Consider the following 16,322-nt stretch of genomic DNA (forward strand, 5'->3'; position numbering starts at 1 on the left):
ACGCCATGGACTTCAGCACAGCACTCCGGACCGAGCGGCTGATCGCCATCATCCGGGGCAGAGATGCGGAGGCGTCGTTCCGTACGGTCATGGCGCTCGCGGAGGCCGACCTTCCGCTGATCGAGGTCTCGCTCAGCGGACATGACGCCCTCACGGTCATCCGACGGGCGCGTGCCGAGCTCGGCGATGCGGCCTGGCTCGGCGCCGGCACCGTCCTGACCGCCGCTGACGCCCGGCGCGCCGCCGAGGCCGGGGCCAATCTCATCGTCACGCCGGGCCTGGGGGCCGGTCTGGAGGAGTCCGTACGACAGGGGCTCTCGACGCTCGCCGGGGTGCTGACGCCGTCCGAGGTGATCGCGGCCGATGCGCTGGGCGTCTCGGCTCTGAAGTTGTTTCCGGCGTCGGTCGGCGGGCCCGGGTATCTCCAAGCGCTCCGTGCTCCCTTCCCCGAGCTGCCGTTCGTGCCGGTCGGCGGGGTGGACGCGGCCGCCGCTCCGGCGTACTTCGCCGCCGGGGCGGTGGCGGTGGGCGTCGGCTCACCGCTGATCGGCGACGCGGCGGACGGCGGCGACCTGGAAGGACTGCGCAAGCGCGCGGCGGAGTTCAAGGCGGCGTGCGCACCATGACGGGGCAGCCGAGGGCCGCGGGCGGCGAGGACCGGGGTGTCACCACTCCCCGCCCCGGGGCGGCGGCCGGCCGTCCGCTGCTTCCCGGCCGGCCCGGCCGCCCGGACGTCTTCACCTTCGGGGAGACGATGGTCGCCCTACGGGGCAGCGGCCCGCTGAAGCTCGGCGGCACGATGAACGTCTCCATCGCGGGGGCGGAGAGCAATCTCGCGATCGGCCTGGCCCGGCTCGGGCACCACGTCCGCTGGGCGGGTGCGGTCGGCGACGACGAGGCAGGACAGCTGGTGCTGCGTACGCTGCGTGCCGAGGGCGTCGAGATATCCGGCGCCACGACCGACCCCGGCGCCCCGACCGGACTCCTCCTCTTCGAGCCGCGGCTGCCCGAGGTCACCCGGGTGCACTACTACCGCGCGGGCTCGGCCGGCTCCCGGCTCACCCCGGAAGTGATCCAGCGCGCCTTCTCCGCCGCTGCGCCCCGCGTCCTGCATCTGACGGGCATCACTCCGTCCCTGAGCCCCACGGCCCGCTCGGCGTCCCGGCGAGCTCTGCAACTGGCCAGGGAAAACGGCTCGTTGGTCTGTCTCGATGTCAACTTCCGCGCTCGTCTGTGGACCGCCGAAGAGGCCACCGAGGTCCTCCGCGCGTGGATCCCCGCGGTGGATGTCCTGATCGCCTCCGACGACGAGCTGCCGCTGTGCCTGCCCGGTGGCGGGGGCGGGGAGGGCTCGCCACTGCCCCTCCCGGCTCAGGAGGTCGCGGCCGACGACGCGGCCGACGAGGCGGCGGCCACCGTGGCGAGGCAGGCCGGGCTCCTGCTGGACCGGGGTGCCGGGGAGATCGTGGTCAAACTCGGTGCGGCGGGGGCGACGGCCTTCACCCCCAGCGGCTCCCTGCACCGGCCCGCCAAACCGATGCGCGCGGTGGACACCGTGGGCGCCGGAGACGCCTTCGTGGCGGGCTATCTGTCGGCACTCCTGGACGGCGAAGGGCCGGCCGGACGCCTGGAGCGCGCCGTCACCACCGGGGCGTTCGCGGTCGCGTCGCCCGGCGACTGGGAGGGCGCGCCGACCCGCTCGGAGCTGGGCATGCTGGGCGCGCCGCCCGGCACCGTCGTGCGCTGAGCGGCGCCGCGGCTAACCTGTGCCCATGCCTCGTTACGAATACCGGTGCCGCCCCTGTGGCTCCACCTTCGAGCTGAACCGGCCGATGGCCGAGTCCTCCGCCCCGGCCGTCTGCCCCGAGGGCCACGAGGACACCGTGAAGCTCCTCTCCACGGTCGCCGTCGGCGGCTCCGCGTCCGCCCCCGCCCGCGCCCCGAGCGGTGGGGGCGGCGGAGGCGGCGGCTGCTGCGGAGGCGGCTGCTGCGGCTAGGGCGCGCCGGTCTGCCCGCGTCCTGGCCGCGCCGGGCCGCGCTCATCCCGACGCGGACCAGGGCTGCTACCGCTTGCGCGCCAGCGTCACACCGTCCGCCACGGTGAGGATCACCGCCTCCATACGAGGGTCCGCCAGCACATGGTCATTGAACGCCCTGATCGCCAGGGCGTTCCCGGTGGCCGCCGGGTCGGCGACCTCCCCGTGGTACAGGACGTTGTCCGCGACGATCAGACCTCCCGGCCGCAGCCGGGGCACCAGCTCCTCCCAGTAGGCGATATAGCCGCCCTTGTCCGCGTCGAGATAGACGAGGTCGATATGCGGCTCCTCCGGCATCGCCCGCAGCGTTTCCAGCGCGGGCGCGATCCGCAGATCGATACGGTCCGCGACCCCGGCCTTCGCCCAGGACTCCCGGCCGTAGGCGGTCCACTCCTCGGAGACATCGCACGCGATCAGAGTGCCGTCCGCGGGCATCGCCTGAGCCATGGACAGCGTCGAGAATCCGGTGAACGTCCCTACCTCGACGACATGCCGGGCCCCGGTCAGCCGCACCAGGAACGCGAGCAGCGGCCCCTGTTCCTCCGCCGACTGCATCCCCGCCGCCTCGGGGAACTGTTGGTGTGTGAGCTCCACGATGTCCCGCTGCGCGGCGTTCAACGGCGGATTGTGGGCGAGGACGTACTCGTACATCTCCGGTGTGATCGGCGTGCTCTTGGACTCCACCACTGGCTCTCCTCTTGATCAAGGATCGCGGTCTCGGCCGATCACCGGACGGTGCAGCCGACCGCCTCGGCGAGACTAGTCGAGCTGATCGCCGACCGGCCGCAATCCCCGGTTTCATGTCCCCAAGTACCGCAACACCGCCAGCACCCGGCGCGAGTAGCCGGAGGTGCCGGTCAGGCCGAACTTGTCGAAGATCGCGTTGATGTGCTTCTCCACGGCGCTCTGCGAGATGTGCAGCCGGACCGCGATGGCCGCGTTGGTGTGGCCCTGCGCCATCTCCCGGAGCACCTCCTGCTCGCGTGCGGTCAGCGTGCCCAGCGGATCCGTGCGACGGCTGTGCGTCAGCAGCTGCCGTACGACTTCGGAGTCGAAGGCGGCCTTTCCGGTACTCACCCGTTCCAGCGCGTCCAGGAACTCGTCCACCTGGACCACCCGGTCCTTGAGCAGATAGCCCACCCCCTCACTGTCCTCGGTCAGCAGCTCTGTCGCATAGCGGCGCTCGACATACTGCGAGAGCACCAGGACGCCGATATCGGGCCAGCGCTCCCGGATCTGGACGGCGGCGCGCAGCCCCTCATCGGTATGCGTCGGCGGCATCCGGACATCCACGACCACCGCGTCCGGCTGCTCCCCCTCCTTCCCCGCCTGCTCCAGCACGGCGATCAGCTGATCGGCGTCGCCGACCGCGGCTGCCACCTCATGCCCCTCCTCGGCGAGGAGGCGCACCAGGCCCTCGCGCAACAGGATCGAATCGTCGGCCAGCACTACGCGCACGGCAACTCCGCGGTGATGGTGGTCGGTCCACCGGCCGGGCTGTGCACCCGGAACCGGCCGTCGACGGCGGCGACCCGGCGGGCCAGCCCGAACAGACCGCTGCCGGAGGAATCCGCGCCGCCCGGTCCGTCGTCCTCGATGTGCACGAGCACGGCGTCCTCGCCAGGGGCGACGCGGACCGTTATCCGTCCGGCGCCGGAATGCTTGACGGCGTTGGTGACGGCTTCGGAGACCACGAAGTAGGCGACCGTGGCCACGGCGCTGTCGGGCTCGGTGGCGAGTGCGTAGTCGAGGCGTACGGGGATGGCCGAGCGTTCGGCGACCGTTTCCAGGGCTGCGCGCAGCCCCGCTTCGTCCAGCACCGTGGGATAGACCCGCCAGGCCACTTCGCGCAGCTCGGTCAGGGCCTGGCCGCTCTCTTCGTGGGCCTGCCGCAGGAGTTGCTCCGCGCGCCGCGGGTCCTGGCTGCGCAGTGCGCGGCCGAGCAGCATCCCCAGGGCGACCAGCCGCTGCTGCACACCGTCGTGCAGATCGCGTTCGATACGGCGGCGCTCGTCGTTGACCGCGAAGAGGACGCCGGCCCGGGTGGCGGCCAGTTCCTCGATGCGGCGCTCCAGCGTCTCGTGGTGGCTGGGGCCGAGGTAGTACCGCGCGAGCCTGGTCTCCAGCCCGGCCACCCCGAAAGTGCTCTGAAGACCGAGGAAGAGGAGGAAGAGGCCGCCGATGCTCGAGAGCGCGAGGTTGCCGGGGTGGCGGACGTCGGTGAGCAGCAGGATGAAGATCCACGAGATGCCGTACGCCACTCCGATCAGCGCCGCGCCCAGGACAAGAGCGCCCAGCACGCCCAATCCCCAGCGCAGGGACAGATATTGCAGGGCGCGGTGGTCCGCGTACGCGTCCGAGGTGTCGGCCGCGACATAGACGCGGAGGCGGCGCCGATGGGTCTCGGTCAGGGCTCGCGCAGCGGCGGCCAGGGGCTTGAGGATCGCGCGGCGGCCGCGCGGCCAGGCGCACACGCACAGCAGGGAGAGGCCGGAGAGCACGACGAAGGGGAGCTCGGCCACCGCGAGCACGGCACCGAGCACCAGACCTGTCGCCAGACGCAATCCGCGCCGCGCAATTCCCAACATGATCAAAACGCTAGCCGCATCGTGCGTCCGCGCACACTGCGGAAAACCGCAGTCTTTCGTGCGGTGTACCGCAATGTGCCGCGAGACGAGAATTCTTAGCGTTGAAACATGACCGAAAGCATCGGAAGCACCGCACCCGGCTGGATCATCGACCTCATGGACACGCTCGGCGCGCCCGGCGCGGGTGTGGCCATCGCCGCCGAAAATCTCTTCCCACCGCTGCCGAGCGAGGTGATCCTGCCGCTGGCGGGCTTCACGGCCGCCCGCGGCAGCATGCCCCTGTTCTCCGCCCTCGCGTGGACGACCCTCGGCTCGGTGACCGGCGCCCTGGCGCTCTACGGCGTGGGCGCGTTGCTCGGGCGGGAGCGTACGGTCGCGATCGCTTCGAAGCTTCCGCTGGTCAAGGTCTCCGACATCGAGAAGACGGAGCGCTGGTTCCGGCGGCACGGGACGAAGGCGGTGTTCTTCGGCCGGATGATTCCCCTCTTTCGCAGCTTCATCTCGATACCCGCCGGAATCGAGCGCATGCCGATACCGGTCTTTCTCGCCCTGACCACCCTCGGCAGCCTCACCTGGAACGCGATCTTCGTCCTCGCCGGCTATCTGCTCGGCGACAACTGGGAGGAGGTGACGGGATATGTGGACGCCTACTCGAAGGTGGTCCTTGCGGCAACTGCGCTGGCGGTGGCGGCCTTTGTCATGGTCCGCATCAGCCGGCGTGGCTCGGGAGTACGGCGCCGCGGATGAAGGCCCGCACGATTTCCTCGCCCGCCGCGACCCCCCGCTCTTCGAGCGCCGTGACATGCGGGGCGCTCCAGCCGGAGTCCGCCAGTTCCCCGTGTCCGGGCCGCCATCCGCGATCGGAAGCCAGCAGCAGATCGGCGTCGAGGAGGGAATCGCCGGCCGCGAGGATCTCGGACGCCCCGGTGCGGCGCGCCACCTCCGCCACGGCTGCGCTCTTGGTCAGCGGCTGCGGCACGGCATAGATCTTGCGGCCCTGAAGCGAGACGGTCCAGCCGCGTTCGCCCGCCCAGCCGGCGAGGTCCTTCACCCAGGTGTCCGGCAGCAGTGGCCGCTCCACGACGAGATAGGCGAAGAGGTCCTCCGCGACCCGCTCCTTGAGCAGCCAGGCCGGGTCGGCGGTGCGCACGAGATGCGCACGGACCTCATCGAGCGGCGCGCACCGCGCGGCGAGCCGCTCGGCGACGGTGCGCTGCCAGTCCGGGTCCGACTCCCCCCGTACGAGCAGATGGCCGCCATTGGCGCAGATGGCGAACTCCGGTGCCGGGCCCGGGAGATGAATGCGGCCGTACTGCTCGCGGGTGCGGGTGGTGGTCGGCACGAAGGTGGTCCTGCCGGCCAGTTCGGCGAGCAGCCCGGCGGCCGTCTCCGTCATGTAGGACAGCGGCTTGCGCTCATAGGTCTCCACGCACAGGAGGCGGGGAGCCTCGGCGTCGGGCATGGCGAGGCCCAGCGCAGCCGCCGAATAGATCAGGGTGCGGTCGAGGTCGCTGGCGACCAAAAGAGGGGCAGCGCGCAGCGCTTCCGGGGAAGGGTGGTGGTGGGCGAGGGGCCGGCCGCTCATCAGGAGGCCACCGCCTTGCCGTCAGCACCCGTGGCCCCGCGAGTGAAGCGGGGGTGGATCAGCCCCACACAGGTATAGGGCAGTTCGTCGACCTCTTCGACGGGCACGCCCCGTTGTTCAGCCAGGAGGCGCACATGATCGAGGTCGGTCCCGGCACCCCGCCGGGCCAGGATCTTCCAGGGGACCCGGCGCAGCAGTACGCGGGTGGTCTCCCCGACGCCGGGCTTCACGAGGTTCACGTCGTGGATGCCGTATTCCTCGCTGATCCGCTCGACGGCCGCCCAGCCCTCCCAGGTCGGGGCCCGGTCGGCGGCGGCCAGTTCCTTCACCTCTTCGGCGACGTCCGGGGCGACCTCGTCGAAGCGGGCGCTGACCGCGTCCAGGAAGGCACGCGACACATCGGTCGGGGCCAGCTCGCGGTAGAACTTCGCACCGTGGAAGTCGTCGGGGCCCACGAGGTCGTCGCGCAGGACGGTGCGCGATATGAGGCCGGAGACGGTGGAGTTGAGGCAGGCGGACGGGATGAGGAAGTCATCGCGGGTGCCGTAGGTCTCGACGCAGCCGCCGGGGTCGGCGAGCACGGCGATCCGCGGGTCGAAGCCCGGGAAGTCCGCCAGAGCCTGGGCGAGTTCGCGGGTGATGGCGCCCTTGCCGGTCCAGCCGTCCACGAAGACGACATCCGCCGGATCGTGGTGGGCGGCCAGCCACCGGAGCGCGGTGGTGTCGATGCCCCGGCCGCGGACGATCGAGACCGCGTAGTGCGGCAGCTCCAGGCCGTGCGCGTGCTGCGCCCAGCGACGCATCAGCACCCCGACGGGGGTACCCGCCCGTGCCAGCGACACCAGCACGGGACGGGGGCTGCGTTCGGCGAGCACGGTCTCGGTGACCGTCCCGACGGCCCGCGCAATCCGGCTCGCGGAGGTCCGCAGCGCGCTGTGAAAGAGCGCCTGGTAGTCCTCGCTCGGCTGGTATTCGACGGGCAGCGACTCCGCGTAGTGGGCGCCACCGCGCTGAATCGCCTCCTCGCGCTCCTCGGTCGGCGCTTCCAGGGTGACCTCGGAGAGATCCTGAAGCAGCCACCCGACCTCGTCGGCGGTGTAGGAGGAGAAGGCAGGGCCGCGCAGCGGCTCGGGAAGGTGCATGAGTCCGGCCTGAGGTTGCGGGGCGTACGAGGGGACGACGGCGAGCAGCAGCCGGTCGGTGTGCGCGGCGAGCCGGCTCAGCAGACCGTCGGGGGCGTGCAGTTCGGGGAGGTCGCCCCGCGAATCCACCACGGCCACGATGGCGTCGAAGCGGCGCTCCGGGTCGGTACCGGCCGCCACGTTGTAGGCGTACCGCTCCCCCGGCCCGTCGGCGGGAGCGTCGTGAGCGGGGAAGGACAGCCTGGTCCGTATCGCGTAGCCGGGGTCGTCGACGGCGAGCACCGGCGACCGGGTGGTGGTGGAGAAGAAGACACCCGCGCCTACTGTCGACGCAGACGGCTGACCGCCCCCCGGCGCGAGGGCACCGGCCCCCGCCCCGGTGCCGTCACCGGCGGCCGCCGCGTCGACACTGTCCCGCGCGACGAGGGCGTCCAGCGCCTCGGCTATCCGCAGCGGTGCGTACATCAATTCCTCGTTGCCGAGGACGAGGATGCGGCGGGCACCGTCCAGTCGCCGGGCGATACGGGTCGCCATGTCCGGCAGCCCGGCCTCCAGCCGTGCCCGGTGCTGCGGCGTGAAGCCGTGCCGGCCGCCGTCCGGCAGCCCGGCGGGCCAGCCGAGGTCGACCCGTACGACGTCCGCCCCGCGGCCACCGGACGCCGCAGGAGCGCCTGCCGCGTTCTGCTTATCGCCCACGGGAGCCGACGTGCTCCCCGGGGCGGCCCCCGACTCCTGTGCCGTACGGGCCTCGTGTGCGGCGACGAGTTCCTGTCCGCGGGTCAGCACGTCCTCGGGCAGTCGTACGCCGCCCGCGGCCAGTGCGATGAGGTCGACGCGGGCGCCCAGTTCCGCCGCGAACTTCTCCAGCCGGCTGCGGTCCGCGTCGGAGCGCATGTCGACCAGGGCGACGACCACGTACCGCTCGCGCGGGAAGTGCGCATGCAGCGCCTTGATGGTGTTCAGAACGGTCCGGCCGGTGGAGAACTCGTCGTCGACGAGCACCAGCGGTCCGTCTCCGGCCAGGAGTGCGCGGTCCTCGGGGAGCAGCAGATGGGAGGTGGCATGGCTGTGCTCCTCCTCGAATCCGCCCACCTGCGCGACACCCGCCACCGGGCGGCGGGTGGAGTGCAGATACGGCGCGAGGGCCAGGCCGTCGGCGACCGAATGTCCCAGGCCGGTGGCGGTCTCGGCGTAGCCCAGGACGACGGAGCGGGCGGCGGCCTCGTCACCCAGCAGCGTGCGCACGCGGCGTCCCAGCCCGAAGCCGGCGCCATGGACCACGCCGGGTCGCTGCGGCACATGCTTGCCGAGCACGTTCGACACGAGCAGATGGGCCCGCTTGGGATTACGCCGCAGCGCGAGCCCGAGCAGTTCCGGCAGCTCGTCCCCGCCACTCAGCGAGACCCCGAGCCGACCGGCGACCCATTCTCCTGTCCAGACCACGCGTTTCGTCTCCTCCGTCGTCATGTTCATCTCGATCACCGCAGGTCAGTTCTGCGGCACACTCGCCGTCAGCAGCTCCACGAAGCCGATGCCCTCCCGGGCGACGCCGAACGCCTCGGCGCGCATCAGGGTCCGCTCGGCCCAGGCACGATGCGGCTTCACCTCGTTCATCTTGTTCGTGTACGAGGAGCGCAGCACCCCGCCGTCGCCCCGTTCGGGCCGCAGGATGTCGACCGCGTCGCTGAACTCCTCATGGCTGACGACCGAGAGGGCGTGCACCGGCGCGACATGCGAGGGGTGGATACAGGTCTTGCCCTGAAGGCCGTTCGCGCGGTCGAGTTCGATCTCGCGCAGCAGGCCGTCCATGTCGTGCTCGATCAGTGCCGTCCGCAGTTCCTCGGCGCGTCCGAGGAACGGGCTGCGCCGCAGCTGCGGCTTGAACATCCGCTCATGCAGCCGGAAGTACTCCCACACCGGGCCGGTGACCGTGAAGCCCGTGCCGTCCGCCCGTCCGAGCACATTCACCACGTCGGCGATCACGGAGGCGACGATCTGGACGTCGTATGCCGTCATGTCGGGCGGTCTGCGCAGGCCATAGGCGGAGCAGAAGTCCGTGACGCCGAGCCGCAGGGCCAGCACCCGGTCCCGGTATTTGTCGACGGTCCTGGCGATGCCCTGAAGGGTCTCGGCGCGGGTCTCCAGATGCAGCAGCTGCGGAGATTCCAGCACCGGCATCGCGAAGAGCCGGCGGGAGCAGTCGGACTCGGCGGTGGTCAGCGCCTCGAGGAACGGGACGCCCCGTTCCTCGGTGAATTTCGGAAGTACAAATCCAGACAGTCTGTGGACGGCGGTTCCCATGCGGCGCACCAGATCTGGTATCTGACCGGGGGTGCGGACGCGGACGAACAGCAGCGGAAGGCCGGTGCCGGCGGCGGCCGCCTCGTCGAGAAGACCGAGTTGCCGTACGAGATTCTCCTCGCCGGCCTCGACGTCCCCGTCCCCTATGGAGTCCTCAAGGCACAGCACCATGGACATCACGCCACGCCCGGCCTGTTTGAGGACGTCGGCAGCGAGGCGCGGGCGGGTGGCGGGGCTGTAGAGCGTGGCCCCCAGCGCGACCGCGAGCGTGCCGGCCGGAGAATCGGCGGTGAACTCCACCGGCTCCTGGTGGAACAGTCCCTTCCGGACCTCGGGCGCAAGATGCCCAAAATGCTGCATATGACTCCCCGTCTGCCTGCGGGACCCGGGCACCCCCGCTGCGTCTCGCTGTCTGGATCCAGCCGGTAATCGTACGTGTGTGGGGGCCTGGTTAGTTCCCGAGTGCGTGAAAATCACGTAACCCCCACGAGGCGCCCAGGTGTCCGCAATCGCGAGCCCCGCACGCCTCCGGGGCCCCCGCGTTGTCGCTGCGACCTCAGGGAAGGCAGGATTACGGCATGACGCACGCGATGCTGAAAGGGTCGAACGTACCCCTCGATGCCACGGCTGTTCGGGCCGTCCTGCGCTGGACGCCCGGCGCCGGTGTTCCCGATGTCGATGCCTCGGCCCTGCTGGTGAGCCCCGAGGGAAGCGTGCGCTCCGATGAGGACTTCGTCTTCTACAACCAACCGCGGCACCCCAGCGGCCTGGTGCGGCATCTGCCCAAGACCCAGCTCGCCGACAAGCTGACCGACACCATCGAGGCGGATCTGGCGGCGCTGGAAGCGTCGGTGGACCGGGTGGTGCTGGCCGCGTCCTCGGACGGCGGCGCGTTCGCGGGCGTCACGGATCTCCAGGTCCTGCTGTACGACGCGGCGGCGAGCGACGGCGAGCCGCTCGCGGTCTTCGACGTGGTGCCCGAGACGGGCGATGAGACGGCCCTGATCTGCGGGGAGTTGTACCGCCGCGCCGACACCTGGAAGTTCCGGGCGCTGGGGCAGGGGTACGAGACCGGACTGGTGGGCCTGGCGACCGAGTTCGGGATCTCGGTGGACGAGAACGAAGCGGCCTCCGGACGCTCCGCTCCGCCGGCCTCGGAGGCACCGGTGTCGGCGTCGCCCGCCTCGGAGCCCACGACGGCCGCCGAGCCGCCCACGGAGGGCGCGCCCGGCCCGTCCGCCGCCGCCCCCTCCGCCGGCCCGTCCGCCTCCGGCCCGGGGACCAGCCTCTCCGATTCCCCGGTGACCCCGCCGCCCAGCACCTGGCCCGAAGAGGCCACGGGCCCGCCCTCCGCGGCGGACCCGCAGACATACCCGACGGACCCCGATGCCGTCACTCAGCATGTGGCGGATGCACTGCCGGAGCAGGGCTCGTCCGCACCGGCGCCCGCGGCCGCCGCTCCCCCTGCGGGGCCCCCGCCCACGAGCGGCGGCTACGGCTACCCGCAGCACGTTCCGCCACCGCCGACGCAGCCCCCGGCCCAGCCCGCCTACGGCTACCCGGGGCCGCCGCCGCAGTACCAGCCCCCGCAGCAGCCACCCTCCGCGTACGGCGCTCCGCAGCCGCACCCTGCCTCGACGTACGGCTACCCGATGCAGCAGCCGTTCGTGCCGGACCCGTCCTTCGTCCTGCCGCCCCAGGGACCGCAGTTCCAGCGCCGTTAGCGGAAAGCCAGCGTGGCCGCCGCACCGGCAAGCGCACCCGTAGGCGGCGCGCCACCCAGCGGCGCCCCCTACGGGGCGCCGCACCGTCAGCGCGCCGCACGGGGCACCGCTCACACCTTGGTCTTGTAGCCCCGCCCCCACTGGAGCCCCCAGCCGTACAGCCGGTCGAGCTCCGCCTGGAAGCCGTAGACGTACTTCACCTCGCGGCGCACCGTCAGCTCGTCCTTGGTGTTCTCAAGCGTGAAGACGGCGCAGGAGCGGGCCTGTGGCGCGCGCTCGTCCAGCTTGACGTCCACCCGCGGTCCGCTGCTCGGATAGAGCGTCACGACGGCATGCGTACGGTCGAACGCCGGGGTGCCGTCGTAGATGTAGACGAAGATCAGCAACCGCTTGATCTCGTCGCGGTGGTCCAAGTTGATGTAGAGCGTCTCGCCGGATCCCGAACCGAAGCGGTCGTCACCGCTGAGCTTGACGTAGGGCGGCCCGTTGAGGTCACCCAGGAAGTTGCCCAGCGGCTGCACCACGCCCCGGGTGCCGTCCTTGAGCTCGTACAGACAGGCCAGGTCAAGGTCGACATTGACCACGGCCGGGCCCTGCGCCTGCACGACCTCGGGCTTGAACAGCTTGCCCGGGTGCCGCAGCAGCCCGCCCTTGCCCTGCCCGCCCCGCTCATGAAGGTCCGAGGTCCGCATCTGCCAGTGCAGATTGACCCGCAGATGCCCGGTGGCGGCCCCCTGCTTGGTCAGCGAGACGACCGGATTCCGTTTCGTCAGCTCGACGACGTACGACGCACCACCGCTGTCGAAGTCAAACTTCTGCGCGCCACCGCGCCACAGCTTCCCCAGGAACGACACCTTGCCCACCCCATTGCTCGGCCCCAACTACTGCGGGGCGGCCCGAGGTCCGCACCTCAAGCCGCCCCGCAGAGAGCGTTCCTCAATCAGCGCCGCGTCACACTCCGGACGCGACTTCCGGCTTGTCTCCGGAGGTTTCTCCCGGCTTGCCCTCACGCCGGTTCCGGATCACGGAGGAGGCGAACGAGAGGCCGATCAGCACGACTCCGACCAGGCCGGTGATGACCTCGCTGATCTCGTACTTGATCGTGATGAGCAGGATGACGGCCAGCGCGCCGATCGCGTAGTGGGCGCCGTGCTCCAGGTAGACGTAGTCGTCCAGGCTTCCCTTGCGGACCAGGAAGACCGTCAGCGACCGGATGTACATCGCGCCGATGCCCAGGCCCAGCGCCATCATGAAGATGTCGTTGGTGATCGCGAAGGCCCCGATGACGCCGTCGAAGGAGAAGGACGCGTCGATGACCTCGAGGTAGAGGAACATGAAGAACGCGGCCTTGCCGGCCAGGCCGACGGCCGAGCCGTTGCCCTTCGTGGCGGGAGCCGCCGCGGCCTCGTCGGCCTCCTCGTCCTCGTCCTCGTCCTCCAGCTTGGCTTCGAAGTAGCCGGAGATGCCGCCGACGATGAGGTACGTGATGAGGCCCGCGACACCGGACAGCAGCACCGTGGCGCTCTTGTCACCGCCGCCGTGCGCGACGTCGGTGGCCACGGTCATCGCGGCCACCAGCAGGGCGACCAGCGCGATGATGACGGACAGCGTGTCCAGCTTGCCGATCTTGGCCATCGGCTTTTCGATCCAGGACAGCCACTTGTAATCGCGCTCCTCGAATATGAAGTCGAGGAAGATCATCAGCAGGAAGATTCCGCCGAAGGCCGCGATGGCCGGATGGGCGCTGGTGACCAGTTCCTGGTATTGCGCCTTGTCATTGATGGCGAGGTTGACCGCCTCGATCGGTCCCAGCTTCGCGGTGATCGCGACAATGGCGACCGGGAACACCAGCCGCATGGCGAACACGGCGATGAGGATGCCGACCGTAAGGAAGATCTTCTGCCAGAAGGCGTTCATCTTGCGCAGGATGCCCGCGTTGATGACGGCGTTGTCGAACGAGACGGAAACTTCCAGGACGGACAGGATCCCGACAATCGCCAGCCCCTGCCACCCCCAGAGCACGCCCGCCAAGGCGAGGCCGAGCACCGTGATGGCGAACGACCAGCCAAAGGTTTTCAGGAGCACTGCCTACCCAATCCCTCGCTGTGTGGGGTCCCCCGCGCGCAGCGCGCGGCGCTTTACGAAACGTTGACCCCGAAGTCTAGAGCGATGCCCCGGAGACCCGACGCGTACCCCTGCCCCACCGCCCGGAACTTCCATTCGCCCTTGTAGCGATACACCTCACCGAAGATCATCGCGGTTTCGCCGGAGGCGTCCTCGCTGAGGTCGTAGCGGGCGAGCTCGCTGCCGTCGGCCTGATTGACGATACGGATAAAAGCGTTGCTGACCTGGCCGAAGCTCTGGCCGCGAAGATCGGCCTCATGGATCGAGACCGGAAAAACGATCTTGTCGACCTGTTCGGGCACCTGGGAAAGATCCACCAGAATCGACTCGTCGTCGCCCTCACCTTCGCCGGTGAGGTTGTCCCCGGTGTGCTCGACGGAGCCCTCGGGACTCTTGAGGTTGTTGTAGAAGACGAAGTACTCGTCCCCCAGCACCCGGCCCGACCCGCACAGCAGCGCGCTGGCGTCCAGGTCGAACGGCGCTCCGGTCGTGGACCGCGCGTCCCAGCCGAGGCCGACCATGATCTGCGTGAGATTCGGAGCGGCCTTGGACAGGGAGACATTGCCCCCCTTGGCAAGCGTGACGCTCATCGTTCGCTTCCTCCCCGGTGTCGGTGCGGGCCCGCCCGGCGCGCGGCCCGCCACCCTCGTTCAAGCGCGTCCGGCGCCGCACTCCCCGGACAGGGACGTACGGCGCCGGACGCGGTGGTTCCTGGCTCGGGCAGCCGCTACGGCAGGGCTGCCCGGCCGGGCGTCGACGATCGGACTTCGGATCCGGCCGGTCAGACGTTGACGCCGAAGTCCTGGGCGATGCCGCGCAGGCCCGAGGCGTAGCCCTGGCCGATGGCCCGGAACTTCCACTCGGCGCCGTTGCGGTACAGCTCGCCGAAGACCATGGCGGTCTCGGTCGAGGCGTCCTCGCTCAGGTCGTAGCGCGCCAGCTCATTGTTGTCGGCCTGGTTGACGACGCGGATGAAGGCGTTTCGGACCTGGCCGAAGCTCTGCTGGCGGGTCTCGGCGTCGTAGATCGACACCGGGAAGACGATCTTGGCGACATCGGCCGGCACCGCGGCCAGGTTCACCTTGATCTGCTCGTCGTCGCCCTCACCCTCACCGGTGATGTTGTCCCCGGTGTGCTCGACCGAACCGTCCGGGCTCTTCAGGTTGTTGAAGAACACGAAATTCTGGTCGTTGGCCACCTTGCCCTGGTCGTTCGTCAGCATGGCGCTGGCGTCCAGGTCGAAGTCCGTACCGGTGGTGGTACGCGCATCCCAGCCCAGACCGACGATGACGGCGGTCAGATTGGGGGCTTCCTTCGTCAGCGAGACGTTGCCGCCCTTGCTGAGGCTGACTCCCACGAGTCCTCCCATAGATTCGAGGGGTACCTGCGCCCCCATCGTGCATGGCATCGGATCAACGAATTGATCCTAGTGACCGGTTCCCACCGATTGCAGATATCGCACCTGGATCATGCGGATGTCGGCCCGGCGGGCGCAGCGGTGGCTGGGGGCGGGCGCCGGCTCAGAGGTTGCCGAGCGCCTTGACGTAGTCGTTCAGGTCGCGGGCGTCGGGCAGGCCGTTGACGACCGTCCAGCGCACCACGCCCTCCTTGTCGATGATGAAGGTGCCGCGCACCGCGCAGCCCTTCTCCTCGTCGAAGACGCCGTACGCCCGCGAAGCCTCGCCGTGCGGCCAGAAGTCGGACAGCAGCGGGTACTCCAGGCCCTCCTGCTCGGCGAAGACGCGCAGCGAGAACGGGGAGTCGTTGGAGACGGCCAGCAGCTGGACGTCGTCGTTGACGAACTTCGGCAGCTCGTCACGGAGCGCGCAGAGCTCGCCGGTGCACACACCGGTGAAGGCGAAGGGGTAGAAGAGGAGGACGACGGCCTTCTCGCCGCGGAAGTCGGAGAGCTTGACCAGCTCGCCGTGCTGGTTCTTCAGCTCGAAATCCGGAGCCTTCGTGCCGACCTCGATCGCCATGGGGTGCTTCCCTTCCGCTCACTCTCAACAGGACGCGACCAACCCTACGCGCAGCGGTGCACGCCCGGGGAACCCCGCCTGAACAGGGCCGAGCCCCCTCCGGAACAGGGCGGAGGGGGCTCGGTGGCGAACGTCGGGTCGGTGCGGCTCAGCGCTTGCCGGACTTGGGTGTGACCAGGCGGCTGCCGGTCCAGTCCTTGGCCGCGTTGATGCTCTTGGTCTGGGACAGACCCGCGGTCTGCGCGGCCTCATTGATGTCGCTCGGCTCGACGTAGCCCTCACGGCCGGTCTTCGGGGTCAGCAGCCAGATCTGCCCGCCCTCGTCGATCAGGCCGATGGCGTCCACCAGCGCGTCCGTGAGGTCGCCGTCCTCGTCGCGGAACCACAGCACGACGACGTCGCACACGTCGTCGTAGTCCTCGTCGACGAGATCCTGGCCGATCACGGTCTCAATGCCTTCGCGGAGATCCTGATCGACGTCGTCGTCGTAACCGATCTCCTGGACCACCTGTCCGGGCTCGAACCCCAGCCTGGCGGCAGGGTTGGTCCGCTCCTCCGCGTGGTCCGCGGTCGCGCTCACGGATTGCCTCCTGTCATGTTTCGGAAATGCTCGGGGACCCCGCGCGTGCGCGGAGCATTGGGCGTAGTCCACACGGGCCGGGCGGATCGCGCAAGTACCCGGCGGTCCAGACCGCCGAAACGGTGACGTTTGGAGGCGTCTCACCGCAACCACGACCCCAGTGGGACAGGCCGAAGTGATTCACGCCACAGCGTTCTCCAGGGTTTATCGGGTACTCGCGCGGGACTGGTCCCTTCGGGGGGCGGCCGCCGCTCGCGGACCTG

At 70.1% G+C, this 16,322-nt stretch carries 17 protein-coding genes; 5 read left to right on the forward strand and 12 right to left on the reverse strand.

From position 1 onward, the window contains the following. Positions 1 to 5: 5 nt before the first annotated feature. The 3 genes from ACFWJW_RS12835 to ACFWJW_RS12845 are packed head-to-tail and all read left to right on the forward strand — an operon-like array spanning position 6 to position 1,997. Positions 6 to 626, forward strand: a complete 621-nt coding sequence (locus ACFWJW_RS12835; protein ID WP_387238895.1) for a bifunctional 4-hydroxy-2-oxoglutarate aldolase/2-dehydro-3-deoxy-phosphogluconate aldolase — start codon at positions 6 to 8, stop codon at positions 624 to 626. Continuing rightward, entirely contained in the window at positions 623 to 1,747 is a 1,125-nt protein-coding gene (locus tag ACFWJW_RS12840) for a sugar kinase (RefSeq protein WP_387238997.1), read from the forward strand. Before ACFWJW_RS12835 ends, ACFWJW_RS12840 begins: the two co-directional genes overlap by 4 nt. 25 nt (positions 1,748 to 1,772) lie before the next feature. After that, entirely contained in the window at positions 1,773 to 1,997 is a 225-nt protein-coding gene (locus tag ACFWJW_RS12845) for a zinc ribbon domain-containing protein (RefSeq protein ID WP_085926195.1), read from the forward strand. A gap of 66 nt (positions 1,998 to 2,063) precedes the next feature. Here ACFWJW_RS12845 and ACFWJW_RS12850 read toward each other — a convergent pair whose 3' ends face one another. The 3 genes from ACFWJW_RS12850 to ACFWJW_RS12860 form a co-directional block, all read right to left on the reverse strand. After that, entirely contained in the window at positions 2,064 to 2,687 is a 624-nt protein-coding gene (locus tag ACFWJW_RS12850; RefSeq protein WP_387239000.1) for an O-methyltransferase, read from the reverse strand. 147 nt (positions 2,688 to 2,834) lie between these two features. Next, on the reverse strand, positions 2,835 to 3,494 hold the full coding sequence (locus ACFWJW_RS12855) for a LuxR C-terminal-related transcriptional regulator (RefSeq protein ID WP_387238898.1): 660 nt from the start codon (positions 3,492 to 3,494) through the stop codon (positions 2,835 to 2,837). Continuing rightward, positions 3,485 to 4,624 (reverse strand): sensor histidine kinase, encoded by a 1,140-nt coding sequence (locus tag ACFWJW_RS12860; protein WP_387238901.1) that lies wholly within the window; start codon positions 4,622 to 4,624, stop codon positions 3,485 to 3,487. The genes ACFWJW_RS12855 and ACFWJW_RS12860 overlap by 10 nt, the downstream gene beginning before the upstream one ends. A 108-nt stretch (positions 4,625 to 4,732) precedes the next feature. On the opposite strand from ACFWJW_RS12860, the gene ACFWJW_RS12865 reads away from it, so the two are divergent. After that, positions 4,733 to 5,371, forward strand: a complete 639-nt coding sequence (locus ACFWJW_RS12865) for a DedA family protein (RefSeq protein WP_387238904.1) — start codon at positions 4,733 to 4,735, stop codon at positions 5,369 to 5,371. On the opposite strand, the gene ACFWJW_RS12870 is transcribed toward ACFWJW_RS12865, so the two are convergent. From ACFWJW_RS12870 to ACFWJW_RS12880, 3 genes are read right to left on the reverse strand one after another with little or no spacing between them, the layout of a single operon-like run. Beyond that, complete coding sequence (locus tag ACFWJW_RS12870; RefSeq protein ID WP_387238907.1) at positions 5,334 to 6,209, reverse strand: HAD family hydrolase; 876 nt, start codon at positions 6,207 to 6,209, stop codon at positions 5,334 to 5,336. The two genes, ACFWJW_RS12865 and ACFWJW_RS12870, sit on opposite strands and share 38 nt — an antisense overlap. Next, a complete protein-coding gene (locus ACFWJW_RS12875; protein ID WP_387238910.1) occupies positions 6,209 to 8,824 on the reverse strand; it encodes a phosphoribosyltransferase in 2,616 nt (871 codons plus the stop codon). Before ACFWJW_RS12875 ends, ACFWJW_RS12870 begins: the two co-directional genes overlap by 1 nt. A gap of 15 nt (positions 8,825 to 8,839) precedes the next feature. After that, the gene (locus ACFWJW_RS12880) at positions 8,840 to 10,012 is read right to left on the reverse strand and encodes an HpcH/HpaI aldolase/citrate lyase family protein (RefSeq protein ID WP_387238913.1); all 1,173 of its coding nucleotides are present in this window, start codon (positions 10,010 to 10,012) and stop codon (positions 8,840 to 8,842) included. Between the two features lie 218 nt (positions 10,013 to 10,230). On the opposite strand from ACFWJW_RS12880, the gene ACFWJW_RS12885 reads away from it, so the two are divergent. Then, on the forward strand, positions 10,231 to 11,376 hold the full coding sequence (locus tag ACFWJW_RS12885; RefSeq protein ID WP_387238916.1) for a TerD family protein: 1,146 nt from the start codon (positions 10,231 to 10,233) through the stop codon (positions 11,374 to 11,376). Between the two features lie 110 nt (positions 11,377 to 11,486). On the opposite strand, the gene ACFWJW_RS12890 is transcribed toward ACFWJW_RS12885, so the two are convergent. From ACFWJW_RS12890 to ACFWJW_RS12915, 6 genes are all read right to left on the reverse strand, one after another. Beyond that, a complete protein-coding gene (locus tag ACFWJW_RS12890; RefSeq protein WP_387239003.1) occupies positions 11,487 to 12,239 on the reverse strand; it encodes a Tellurium resistance in 753 nt (250 codons plus the stop codon). 88 nt (positions 12,240 to 12,327) lie between these two features. Next, positions 12,328 to 13,461: a DUF475 domain-containing protein gene (locus tag ACFWJW_RS12895; RefSeq protein ID WP_387238919.1), complete on the reverse strand. Its 1,134-nt coding sequence runs from the start codon at positions 13,459 to 13,461 to the stop codon at positions 12,328 to 12,330. 53 nt (positions 13,462 to 13,514) lie between these two features. Further along, positions 13,515 to 14,090: a TerD family protein gene (locus ACFWJW_RS12900; RefSeq protein ID WP_085926186.1), complete on the reverse strand. Its 576-nt coding sequence runs from the start codon at positions 14,088 to 14,090 to the stop codon at positions 13,515 to 13,517. Between the two features lie 191 nt (positions 14,091 to 14,281). Continuing rightward, positions 14,282 to 14,857, reverse strand: a complete 576-nt coding sequence (locus tag ACFWJW_RS12905; RefSeq protein WP_085926185.1) for a TerD family protein — start codon at positions 14,855 to 14,857, stop codon at positions 14,282 to 14,284. Positions 14,858 to 15,020: 163 nt separating this feature from the next. Then, positions 15,021 to 15,479, reverse strand: a complete 459-nt coding sequence (locus ACFWJW_RS12910; RefSeq protein ID WP_387238923.1) for a peroxiredoxin — start codon at positions 15,477 to 15,479, stop codon at positions 15,021 to 15,023. A 148-nt stretch (positions 15,480 to 15,627) separates the two neighbouring features. After that, the gene (locus ACFWJW_RS12915; protein WP_006605843.1) at positions 15,628 to 16,059 is read right to left on the reverse strand and encodes a DUF3052 domain-containing protein; all 432 of its coding nucleotides are present in this window, start codon (positions 16,057 to 16,059) and stop codon (positions 15,628 to 15,630) included. Between the last annotated feature and the right edge of the window lie 263 nt (positions 16,060 to 16,322).

The sequence above is a fragment of the Streptomyces sp. NPDC127097 genome, assembly GCF_042724075.1.
GTDB lineage: Bacteria > Actinomycetota > Actinomycetes > Streptomycetales > Streptomycetaceae > Streptomyces.